The 11,900-nt window shown below is 53.2% G+C and carries 9 protein-coding genes and 1 pseudogene; 4 read left to right on the plus strand and 6 right to left on the minus strand.

Features of this window, described 5'->3' with window-relative positions; translation table 11 throughout:
• Positions 1-149: 149 nt before the first annotated feature.
• From BSF40_RS09475 to BSF40_RS09505, 5 genes and pseudogenes are all read right to left on the minus strand, one after another.
• Complete coding sequence (locus BSF40_RS09475; protein WP_095964922.1) at positions 150-1,124, minus strand: TerC family protein; 975 nt, start codon at positions 1,122-1,124, stop codon at positions 150-152.
• 773 nt (positions 1,125-1,897) lie between these two features.
• A complete protein-coding gene (locus tag BSF40_RS31740; RefSeq protein WP_141249722.1) occupies positions 1,898-2,125 on the minus strand; it encodes a hypothetical protein in 228 nt (75 codons plus the stop codon).
• A 657-nt stretch (positions 2,126-2,782) separates the two neighbouring features.
• Positions 2,783-4,156, minus strand: a complete 1,374-nt coding sequence (gene nhaA, locus BSF40_RS09485; RefSeq protein WP_095964924.1) for a Na+/H+ antiporter NhaA — start codon at positions 4,154-4,156, stop codon at positions 2,783-2,785.
• A 993-nt stretch (positions 4,157-5,149) separates the two neighbouring features.
• On the minus strand, positions 5,150-6,232 hold the full coding sequence (locus BSF40_RS09500; protein WP_095964926.1) for a 2OG-Fe(II) oxygenase: 1,083 nt from the start codon (positions 6,230-6,232) through the stop codon (positions 5,150-5,152).
• A 513-nt stretch (positions 6,233-6,745) separates the two neighbouring features.
• Positions 6,746-7,730, minus strand: a pseudogene (locus BSF40_RS09505) (IS110 family transposase); the annotation flags it as partial.
• 269 nt (positions 7,731-7,999) lie between these two features.
• Here BSF40_RS09505 and BSF40_RS09510 point away from each other — a divergent pair.
• Complete coding sequence (locus tag BSF40_RS09510) at positions 8,000-8,326, plus strand: ArsR/SmtB family transcription factor (RefSeq protein WP_371918073.1); 327 nt, start codon at positions 8,000-8,002, stop codon at positions 8,324-8,326.
• Between the two features lie 38 nt (positions 8,327-8,364).
• Complete coding sequence (locus BSF40_RS09515; protein WP_095964928.1) at positions 8,365-9,435, plus strand: NAD(P)/FAD-dependent oxidoreductase; 1,071 nt, start codon at positions 8,365-8,367, stop codon at positions 9,433-9,435.
• A 53-nt stretch (positions 9,436-9,488) separates the two neighbouring features.
• On the opposite strand, the gene BSF40_RS09520 is transcribed toward BSF40_RS09515, so the two are convergent.
• On the minus strand, positions 9,489-10,706 hold the full coding sequence (locus BSF40_RS09520) for an MFS transporter (protein ID WP_256589447.1): 1,218 nt from the start codon (positions 10,704-10,706) through the stop codon (positions 9,489-9,491).
• A gap of 122 nt (positions 10,707-10,828) precedes the next feature.
• Between BSF40_RS09520 and BSF40_RS09525 the strand changes: the two genes are divergently transcribed.
• Both BSF40_RS09525 and BSF40_RS09530 read left to right on the plus strand, forming a co-directional pair.
• On the plus strand, positions 10,829-11,326 hold the full coding sequence (locus BSF40_RS09525) for a MarR family winged helix-turn-helix transcriptional regulator (RefSeq protein ID WP_095964929.1): 498 nt from the start codon (positions 10,829-10,831) through the stop codon (positions 11,324-11,326).
• Between the two features lie 64 nt (positions 11,327-11,390).
• Positions 11,391-11,894: an arsinothricin resistance N-acetyltransferase ArsN1 family A gene (locus BSF40_RS09530; protein ID WP_095964930.1), complete on the plus strand. Its 504-nt coding sequence runs from the start codon at positions 11,391-11,393 to the stop codon at positions 11,892-11,894.
• Positions 11,895-11,900 lie beyond the last annotated feature (6 nt).

Genomic DNA, 11,900 nt, shown 5'->3' on the forward strand with positions numbered 1-11,900 from the left:
TCATTGACCTAGTTTCGAGCTCCGAACTCGTTGTTGAGTTTCGCCTTCAGACTGCTAGGTTGGGTCAGAGTAGCGTCGGCACCTGGGTCAAAAATGAATTGGCGGTAACAGCGTCGGTGCCGGCATCGCCCGTTCTTGTCTCAAATTCATCATTGTTCTCCCGTAACCCGTGTTTTGCTCTTCGTCAAAGTCAGGCTCAACAGTACTGAAATCAAGATGATGCCGCCGACTGTGGTCAGCGACCATTGGATCGGCATGTGCCACCACGGCGCGACCAGCATCTTGCCGCCGATGAACACCAGTACGATGGCCAGACCATATTTGAGTAAGTGGAAGCGGTAGGCCATGTCGGCAAGCAGAAAATACAGAGCGCGCATGCCCATGATGGCGAAGATGTTGGAGGTGAACACGATGAAGGGGTCGGTGGTGACGGCGAAGATAGCCGGGATGCTGTCGACCGCGAACACCAGGTCGCTGGCCTCGATCAGTACCAGCACCAGGAACATCGGCGTCGCCCAGCGCAGGCCGTTCTGGCGCACGAAGAAGCGCTCGCCGTGAAAACCGTCGGTGATGCGAAGATGGCTACGCAGCCAGTGCAGCAAAGGGTTCTTTTCGAGGTCTGGCTGCTGGTTGGCGAAGATCAGCATCTTGATGCCGGTGATGACGAGGAAAGCGCCAAAGACATAGAGCAGCCAGGCAAACTCCTGCACCAGCCAGACACCGGCGAAAATCATACCGGCGCGCATGATGATGGCGCCGAGCACGCCATAGAGCAGAACGCGGCGCTGCAACTCTGGCGGCACGGCGAAATAGCCGAAGATCATCACGAAAACGAACATGTTGTCGATCGACAGCGACTGCTCGATCAGGTAGCCCGTCAGGAATTCGAGCGTTGTACGCTGGGCCACTTCGGCGCCGAACATGCTACGCAGATACCACCAGAGCAGGACGGAGAAGACCAACGCCAAGCTGGTCCAGGCGATGACCCAAGCCAGCGCTTCGTGTACCGAAACACGATGCGCCTTGCGCCCGCCGAAGACGAAAAGATCCAGTGCCAGCATGGCGAGGACGAACCCGATGAAGGCAGCCCACATCCAAGATTGGCCGACGCTAATGGCGATCATTTAACTATCCAAGGTTGGCCGATACTCATGTAGCGCCGCACGATCACCCGCCCCAATGCGGGCGGCGCCGTGAGTTAAGCTGTAGGCTAGGCGCTTGCTGAGGTAATCGTGCAAACCGTCGGTTAGCTCGAAACCGCGGCATTGGATGGCCATCTGCATGACTGTCTCCGCATGGCGCAGCAATGGGCTGGAAGAAGTCATGCTAGCGGGCATGTTGCATCAATAAAAATCGTTTATTCGTTGCGAATTGTTCGCTTTTTACGAAGTGTTGATGCAGGTGCTCAACTACCGGCAATTGCATTAGTTCTGCTCCGTGGCCAAGGCGGGTGGAATGGCGCGCGCCGCCGAACAGTCGTACCTTACGCCGCAGACCTGTTGGTGCTGATGCGGTTTTGACCCAAACTGCCGACTTTAGTTATCCCTTAGGTGGTCTGTGAAGACACGCATAAGACCATCAATTACCGAGTATTCAGGTAGTTCAACGATTTCCGGCAGCCTGGGTCAAAACCGCATCAGCACCAACACCAAGGGTAACTGGAGAGCCACCATTGCTTGTATACGAATGGAGGGTAGGCAAAGCCGCGAAGGTTGGAGTGCTAGCACTAGTCCAGCCACCCTTACGAGTGCCCGACGCGACCCCGCCCATAACGTATGAACCGAGGATTGCATGGTCGTATAGACCCAAATATGACTCACTCAGGGGCCTCCTGAGTAACGGTTTCAGATTAGCCCGTATTACCGTTCTGTCGACAGCGAATTTGATTCAAAAAATATCATGCCCTGATTGGCAGGGTGTCTTTTTTGGGATTGGTAAGAGTTAATCCAAAGAGATAAAAAACTGGGCTTTTTATCTCCGTTACGCGATTACATAGGCCAGTTTCTTGTTGACCGATTTTTAATGGAAGTTGCTCGACATCCAACTCGACTTCGGAGCCATGCTCCACACCGGGCCAGCCTTTGCTGCAGACGCCTAGCGGCAAGCCAGATTCCCACGCCATCATGCGCCCATGTCTCCATACGGAGGCGCGGCGGTTTGCAAAACGAGAATCATGTCCAGGGCTCGGTGGCGAGCCAGATGAAGTCGATGTGAATCATTGCAGCAAGTCTCTCAGGAAAGCAGCTTAAGCCGCTGCATTGTCTGCCGACCAACTCACAGCAACCTCACCTTTTGAATGCGGTACTTTGGTTCAATTCGGGGCAGGTGGAGCTTGCTGCGCCGTCGTCGTCGGTGCTGCCCTTGCTTGGATGAAAGCGTTTGAATGTCAGAGTTTTCTGCGCATGTACCCAGAGTCACTTATGAACGGGATCAGCGTGAGGTTGTGGGTTAAGGCGACCTTGGGGATGGCAGTGTCAGGCTGGGCGCACTCGGCAATGACCTGGGCCTTGAACGACTCGGATAGGAACGGCGTTCTGGTGGCATGGGCGTCCGATTTAAAGTTGTAAAAAATGGTGTCCACGTAATTTGAGGTGGACACCATTGCCTCAAGCGACGGCGTCAGAGACGGTATGTTGTAATGCCGATTGTAGAGTTTGTAGGGGAGTGGCAGGTGTAACAATGCCTCGCCCCTTACTCTGCTGTCAGCAAAATAAAAGGCTAAGGCAAAGGGTATAACAAGGAATCAATAGAGTTACACCTATAATGCTTTTTGTACCTGAGTTCATTCGCTGTTTTCCTCTGGCTGCTCGCGCTTGGGTAATCGCCGTATCCAAACCCAACTCAGGCCTAATACTGCAGCAACACTGGAAGCGCATAACACGCTCAACTTTGAGGCGGCTAGCAGGGCCGCATCGTCAAATGCTAGCGACGCAATGAAGATTGACATGGTAAAGCCAATTCCCGCGAGTAGGCCAACGAGGACTATCCCAAACCAGCTTACTCCGGTAGGGAACTCGCACCATTTGAATTTGACGAGTAGATAGGAGGCAAAAATCACGCCTAATGGCTTGCCTACAACCAACGCCAACATCACCGCTATAAATACCTGCTGGGATAGTGCGTTTGCGAGGTCGGCGCCTGTGAAGCTCACACCAGCGTTAGCTAAGGCGAAAAGCGGCATAATACCGAATGCGACCCATGGGTGAAGTGTCGCTTGAATACGCTGCACCGGGGAAAGCATCTCCCTCTGAGCTTGAAGTATTTCCTTCAAAGGCTTAGTAACTGACTGATCTGGAGTGTCATTTGAGGAAAATCTGTCTAATAATTCATGAAAATTTCTCTGAATAATATCTAACGGTCGTTCTGTCATTGGCATTGAGCGCACTGGACTTAAGAGCCCGAGCAGCACGCCAGCCAATGTCGGATGCACACCCGTTTTAAGCAATCCGTACCAGATGATCGCGCCCGGTAATACATAGGGAGCCATCTTGCCAACCCCCATCCGCTGGAACATCAGAATCATCAGCATACCGCCCGAGGCGATTGCTATCCCCATGTAGTCCAAGTTAGAAGTATAGAATACCGCAATTATCAGAATAGCCACGATGTCATCAATGATCGCTAATGCTAGCAGTAATACCCTTACGCCTCCTGGTATTGACTTACCTAGCAATGCAAGTACACCTACAGCAAATGCGATATCTGTTGCAGTTGGCACAGCCCAGCCGTCACTGGCTTCTGTACCATGGTTGATCGCGATGTATATCAACGCCGGAACCAACACTCCGCCCAGTGCTGCCCCCATTGGGAGCAAAGCCATTTTAAGACTCGCCAAGGCCCCATCATGGATTTCATGACGTATCTCCGCACCGACGACTAAAAAAAATATCGTCATCAACCCATCATTCACAAAAAAATGAAGGGACTGGGATACGGTGGCATCACCAAAACTAATGAAGATTTTGGTATGCCAAAGGTGTTCGTAGCTCCCAGCAAAAGAACTGTTTGCCCAAGCTAAGGCCGCAATAGCTGCTATTAGAAGAGCAATCCCGCTGACGGCTTCAATGTGCGAAAAACGTTCAAGAGCAGCAAGTGCTTTTTCGGTGAGCACTTGAGGGCGGGGGATAGACGGAGAAGAGGGATTATTTTCGGGCACTGAGGTTCTCCGATGGCGGCCCGACCAACGCGTAAGATTAACCTGCCCTGCGCTATATACAGCAGGGCACCCTATGTGATGGTATGAATGTATGGGCCTCGGCGCAAATTGTTTGCGCTAATGCCTAGGTGAGTCGTCAGCAGCTAAGCTACTCCATCTCCCATGTCACCCTACGTATCGCAGGACGCCCATGTTCTGTGGGGCGACGTTGGTATAGCCGCCCTGAACGTGGAACCAGGTAATCATTTCTTCCACGTTTTCTGGCCCGTAGAGCGTGTGCCCCACTTGCATGGCGCTGCGTCGGGCCGAGAGTGCGGACTGGCCTTTCGCTCTTCTGCAGAAAAGCCCCGACGGCTACCAGAAAGGCCGTCAGATCAAACGTGCTAAGGAGCTCGACCCTTTGGATCGGAAAGATCGCCATCACTGCGAATATGCCGATGATGAACGCGATGATCAGCAGCGTCAGCCAAGGGAATAGCCACATGCGCACCTCTAGACGCTTTTCCAATGGCCACAAGCTTACGGCGCATGAACAGCAGAGAGACGGCGATCACCAGGTACTTAAGCAGCGCGAGCGCGCCGCTGGTAGCTAGCAGAAACTGGAACACTTGAAGGCTCACCACTGGTTGGTTTCATATAATGACTGTCTGCTTTTGACTGTGGGCAGTTCTCTACCGATCATGGTTACGAAGCTTGCGGGCCAAACCCAATGCATTCGGAGGACGGATGCCAGGATGGTTTATAAACAAGACATTTTGGTTTTTTTACCATTCACGCGTCGTAATCAGCAAAAAATTCTAAATTTCTAGCTTTATGCGCAATTATGAGAAAATTCATAATTTAACGTGGAAGCACGTCTGGGTTGGGTAATTGCACAGACTTGCCCACCCATTTGCATTCGACCTGACCAATCATAGGGTTGCAGTACTGCACTGACATCGAACTGGCATTCAAGACCATCCGTAATGACAGCTGAATTGTGTTAAGCACGAGTCAGCTGTCAAGAAATGGGCGATTTTCTTCTCGAATGGCGCGAGCAGCATCATCGTATAGAAACGGGAGAAACATATATCGACGACCTTGGGTTACAGGAGTGGCTTCGTGTAAAAGTGAACACGAAAACACCACAGCACCTCCTGTTGGCGCGCTGTAAAGCACTTTTCCAAACTCTGGAAAATGTAGAAAACCGCCTTCGTACTCTCCCGAATTAAGAAACAAGGAAACGGCGAAACGGCGATGCGCTGTGCCCTTTGTGGTGTTATCCCTATGGGGTCGGAAATGCCCGCCTTCCTCGCTGTTGTAGCAGGCCACCAGATATCGCTCCATTCGAGTGGCGTAGAACTGGAACGCTTTGTGTAGCTCTGGAACCAGGCGGTTAGCTATACGCAACGAACATGCTTTGGATAGAGCCTTGTCTTCAATAAAGCAGTCACGACGTCGTTTGTGGCTATGGTCGGTGATTTGGACAGTTTTACCCGACTGCTCCACCATAAATCCAGACTCTTCTCCGCCACGTTCGTCGTAATAACTTATCAGTGTTTTACACAGCGAGGGCTCAAATATACGGGGAATCACCAAGACTGGTGCGTGTGGAGTGGCGATATGTTGCGGAGCCAGTGCGGGTAATCTATCCAGATAGCGCATTAACGAGGGTATATGGTTATCAACCGGTGTCTCTATCGGGACGATGGCCAAGACACGTAGCGCAGGATCCAGCACATAGGTCATTTGTCTGATGCTGCCGTCTAGCTGCAACGTACCGTAGAGCTTACTAACTGACCGATCGAAGTCCCAGATGAAGTGCACGCCAGGTATCGAGCTTTCTACCCGCTTCAGCTTTTCATCCTCTGGATCTACGGAAACACCTAAGAAGCAGACGTGATCGTCATTGAACCGCTGGCGATGGGCCCGAACACCTTCCAGAACTTTAATTGATGCGGGATCAGCTGCAGAACCAAAAAAAGAAAGCACTACATACCGACCGGCAATAGTGTCGAAACAAAAGCGCTCTCTTTGTTGAGTTCGGCAATAGAACCAAGGGGCAGGTCCACCGATTGAAAACGCTGTGGCGCGCATCACATCTCCTTACCGGCAGGCAGTGGATCGCTATCAGGAATAAAGCCAGGAAACTCATGCTGAGCACTGCCTCTTCCCCCAAAAGTGCCATGTGTGAATTGGCTTACGGTGCCGTTCACTGCGATGCGATAGGAAGAAGAGCTCCAAGCACTCGAAGTTTTTAGGTAAGGCTAGTTCAGTCTTATTGAAACTGCCCATTGAATCGTCTCTAGTTTCCTAGAAGCCTCCGTATGACCGTATATGGACTCCTCCTCGTTGCAAGCCCCCTTCGCTTTGGCGCCCGTGCCGACTGCACACGTATATTCGGCCTCTGATTTCAGCATCGATTCGATGCAGGGTCATGATGGGCTATTCGCGCGTCGGCTCCCAATTGCTTCTACGTGCTTTACGCACTTGGTCATTAGAGGATTTTTCCGACGCCGGTTCGACCGGTTTGCCATTGTTCGGGTTGCTTCGCAATCGTGGTGTAGAGGTGCTTCTCCTTGGATATATGGGGCAGGCCGCTGCCCGATCCGCTTGGTAATCATTGCCGGTGCGTAGCATCGCCCAAGCCATGCGCGCAGTTTTGTTGGCTAGCGCAATAGCCGCCACATTAGGATGCGAGCGCTCAGCTAAACGGACAGCCCACTGGCTGAGCCGGTCATCTTTAAATTTGGCCGAGTGTAGTGCCGAGCGTGCACCATGGATCATCAGCGTTCGCAGATAAGCATCGCCACGTTTGCTGATGCCCAGCAGTCGATCCTTGCCGCCGGAGCTGTGTTGCCTCGGCGTCAGCCCTAACGAGGCGGCCAACTGCCGGCCATTGGCAAACTGTCGGGCATCACCAATGGCAGCAACGAGTGCGGTGGCTATCATCAGGCCGACCCCGCGCAGCTGCTGCAAGCGAACGGCCGTTGGTTCACTTGCCGCGATTGCTGATATCTCGCTGTCGAGTTCGCCCACGCGTTCATCCAGTGTGCGAAGGTCGCCCCACAAGCCATCCGTTATCCGCCTCTTCCAACCAGCACGGTATGGCGCGACGCAGCATCAGCAACTCCTTCGGAGCAACGAGGCCGTACTCGGCGATCAGCCCACGAATCTGATTGGCTTTGGCCGTCCGCTGTTAGATTAAGCCGGCCCGGATGCGATGCGTCGCCTGGATATCCTGCTGTTCGATGGTCTTGACGGCGACGAAGCGCATGCTGGGGCGGCTCATTGCCTCACAGATTGCTTCGGCATCGTTGGTGTCATTCTTGTTGCTCTTGACGTATGGTTTGACGAACTGCGGCGCGATCAGTCTCACCCGAAATCCGCGTGCCTGTAGTTGTCGCGCCCAATGATGGGCTCCACCGCAACTCTCCATACCGATTTCACAGCCGGGTTCGATTTTCTCCAGCACCGTTTGCAGCCAGCGATCACGCGGTAGGCATTGCCGCCAGATGGGTTGTTCATGACAATCCACGCCGTGGATCTGAAACACGTTCTTGGCCAGTTCGAACCCAATGCGCATAAGCTTCATGTGTGGACTCCTTCTCACGGTTGACTGTGGTTCGCACCTTCAGTCTGGCACTCAAGATGCCGAGGTGAGGAGGAGTCCATCCCATTGCTTTTGGCCGTTTACTGCCCGTCGCGACAGGCAGCAACCGACCCATTATAGATAGACCGTCCCGCTTTCACCGATACTGGTAACGGTTGGCAGGTAGCTGTTATTCATATTTATCAGTGAATTGACGCGTGCATAGATGCGCACATATAGTCATCGGCATGACAAATGGAAACCTTACACGTATGCGCGCAATTGATGCCGCAATCGACTCTCTCGATGGAGCCTTCTTCAAAGCTCTTTGTGAGCCGTCGCGGGTAGCTGTGCTCAAGCGAGTCCTGCAACTAGGGCGTGCGGATATCAGCGAGATTGCCGAAGGGCTACCTCAAGAACGCTCGGTGGTGTCCCGCCATTTGCAGGTTCTGTTGGAGGCGGGGATTGTCTGCGCTACCAAGGTCAGTAGGCAGATGTTCTACGAGGTGGATGGGCCGGCTGTGGTGGCACGGCTCGAAGCTATGCTTCAGCACATGAAGAGTCTGGCTCCGTTTTGCTGCCCTGGTGTATCTGAGTAGTTTTTTTATCATTTCAATATATGCATGAGTGCGCATACATGAACATAATTAATGAGCCCATGGATGTCATCGTTATTGGTGCTGGCCAAGCTGGGCTCGCGTGCGGTTGGCATCTGCGGCAGCAGAATCTCAGGTTTCTCATTTTGGATGCCGAGAGCCAGCCAGGTGGAAACTGGCGCAATTACTACGACAACCTGAGATTGTTTTCTCCTGCTGCTTACTCGTCGTTACCTGGGATGCCCTTTCCAGCTGGAGCTAAGCACTATCCGCTACGCGATGAAGTCGTACGTTATTTGGAGCAGTACGCGGACGCTTTCCAGCTACCCATTCTGCAGAACATACAAGTCCAGAAAGTGCTTAGGGAGGATGGACTCTTTTTGCTTCAGGCATCTGATGGTCAGCGTTTCTGCTCAAAAGCATTGATCGTTTGCACTGGCGGGTTCAATCAGCCGTTCATCCCTGACATTCAGGGGCTGGAGAGTTTTCGCGGGCAACGTTTACACAGTGCTGATTACCGAAATGTCGACGGCTTCAGTGATCAACGAGTAGTGGTCATAGGTGCGGCCAACTCAGCTGTACAAATTGCCCATGAGTTGGCTCAAGTCAGCAGCGTCGTATTGGCGACAAGGGAATCGATTCGAATTTTTCCGCAAAAGATCCTCGGTGTGGATTTTCATGCTTGGCTCAAGTGGACGGGGATGGAGAAGACTCGTTGGCTGAATGATCAAAGTACCCCCGTACTGGATGACGGCACCTATCGTCGAGCCATGAAGCAGGGACTTTTTGAGCGTAAGCCAATGTTCACGCAGGTAACGTCAACGGGTGTGATCTGGGCCGATGGGCAGCACTCCGAAGTGGACAGTTTGGTTTTTGCGACCGGATTTCGTCCAAATCTTGGTTTTTTGGCAGGTCTACACATGGGGGCCAATGGGAGCCTGGCTCAGCACAATGGGCAGGCGGAGCACGTACCGGGTTTGTATTTTGTGGGATTACCGAAGCAGCGCAACTTTGCTTCGGCAACCCTTAGAGGCGTTGGGCCAGATGCTTCTCACATCATCCCTAGCTTGATGCGTTTCATTCACGATGTATCCCACCCAGTGTTCGCTTGATGCCGGGCATCGAGTTTTTTCTGATCAACACTGCGTCTACCGGAACATCGTACTTACTTGCCTTTTTGCGTATTTGGCAGGCGCCAAGTGGCAATGAAGCACAGCAACAATAACCCACACATCACGCTAAGCAGTACCGATGCTCCGAAGCTGTCCAAAACATAAGCGGCGGCGATGGGGCCGCAGGCTTGGGCTACAAGGACGGGCCTCGCGAGCAGTCCCATTCGTGCGCCATATCCTTGAGACCCGAACAGCGCCAATGGAAGAGTACCGCGAGCGATGGTGAGGATGCCGTTACCGGCTCCGTAAAGTGCTATCGCTACGAAGGCCAGCCAAGGCAGGCCTGAGATCAGCACTCCAAGCCCGATCAAACAAAGCAACACACCGGTTCGTGCGGACCAAGTTGGATGGAGGTTCCTGCCTATGGAAAACTCAGCCACCCGTGCCAGGACTTGCGAGGGACCAATCACCATGCCGATGGCCAAGGCCACGGCAGTCGCGATTCCCAATTGCTTGAGGACATTGAGCAGGTGTACTGAGATACCTGATACGACCAACGCCAGAACCGTCAGCATGGCGGCAATCAACAAGAACAGCTGGCTGGTGGCCCTAGGGCGAAGCTCGGACGCATTGGGTGATTCTACTGTTACGGGATGGGGCGGTTGCTTTGTGCTTCCAGGAATCAACAGCGCATGAATGGGCAATCCGATTAGCAGATGAGCTGCGGCGATGGTAAAGCAGGCGTTTCTCCAGCCGATCCAACTCTCCAGTCCCGCTATCACCGGCCAACCTATGGTGCTGGCGAAGCCACCCAACAATGTCAGCCCGGTGATTGACGTTCGAGCCTCCTCCCCGAAAAGTCGTCCCAGGGTTGAGAAGGCAGCGTCGTATAAGCCTGCCGCCATGGCAACGCCGATTAGGGTCCAGGCGACATAGTAGGTGGCAACGTTTTCCGCGAGTCCCATCAATAGCATGCCGAGAACCAGCAGCAGTGAACTGGCGGCCAGGACAGAACGTCCACCACGGCGATCAATCTGACGACCAACTGCCGGCGAGGACGCTCCCGCTACCAGCAGCCCCCAGGACAGGCCGCCCACCACACTGGTAATGGACCATCCCGTCTCTTTGGCTATCGGAGACGCAAGTACTGCGGGCAAGTAGTAGGTCGAACCCCAGGCAAGAATCTGGGTGAAACCCATGGCCCATACGAGCTTGGAGCGATTGATCGGGGGATGAATCTGCTCTGGAAGTGTCACAACCGGTTCGTCCATTTTTTGTTGTCAGTAACAACAAGCTATCGCCTTCCTTTGGTCATCGTCAACCGAGAGATCGGTATTGACGATTCCGAGATACCAGGATTATTGTTGCAGCTAACAACTAATTTGTGACGGTTATGACGAAGCGTAAAAACGATCAGCTGATTCAGGATTCCGAGGACCTATACGAAGCGTTGAATCAGTTGGTTCGCGTCCATCAGTTCCGTGATCGTGATCGGATCTGCTGTTATGACGTATCGGTAACCCAGTGCTATGCCGTCGAGACGCTGGTAAAAAAGGGTGCACTGCGTCTTCAGGTCTTGGCGGAAGAAATGTTCTTGGACAAGAGCACGGCGAGTCGAGTGATCGATACCCTGGAACGCAAAGGATATGTTTCCCGCGTTGAGGATGATGAAGATCGGCGTGCAGTACGGATCCAGGCAACGGATGCTGGACGTGAGCTATACGCGAAAATCAGAGCTGATCTGATTGCTGAAGAGCGAGCGATGATCGAGAACCTCTCGACGGAAGCCAGGCAGGGAGCGCTGAGTTTGCTCAGGCAGATTACGCGGGCCACGGAGATTCGCTGCGGACTTGTAAGTGAATGCTGCCCAGCCGTGAAGAGCAAGGAATGAAAGGGAAGAATTTCCCTTTTTTTGCCAATAATGTTGTTACTACCAACGTAATGGGGCGCCAACAATGCGAGTTCGTTTAGCTGAACCCAGCGACACTATTTCTATAGCTGCCATCTACAACCAGGGGATCGAGGAACGTAGCTCTACGTTTGAAACGACTCCTCGAAGCCCGGCAGACATGCTTGATGGCATCAACTCCATGGAGCGCTATCCAGTGTTGGTCATGGTCGATGAGACGAACCGGGTGGTTGGATGGGCTGGACTCAGTAGTTATCGCGCTCGTGCCTGTTACGACGGCATTGCGGATTTTTCCATTTACCTGGATCGCCGTGTGCGCGGCCAGGGGCTCGGCAAGCAGTTACTTCAGTCACTGCTGGCGGAAGCCGAAGCGCGCGGGTTCTGGAAAGTCCTGTCACGCATTTTTACCTTCAATCACGCCAGCCTCGCATTGTGCGAAGCCTGTGGTTTCCGCCAGGTAGGGGTGTATGAAAAACATTCCTGCCTGGAAGGACGCTGGCTCGACTGCGCGATTGTCGAACGCCTGTTCCCGAACAATCAGCCGGCCTGAACAAGG

Source organism: Pseudomonas sp. ACN5 (assembly GCF_002303975.1).
GTDB lineage: Bacteria > Pseudomonadota > Gammaproteobacteria > Pseudomonadales > Pseudomonadaceae > Aquipseudomonas > Aquipseudomonas laurylsulfatiphila.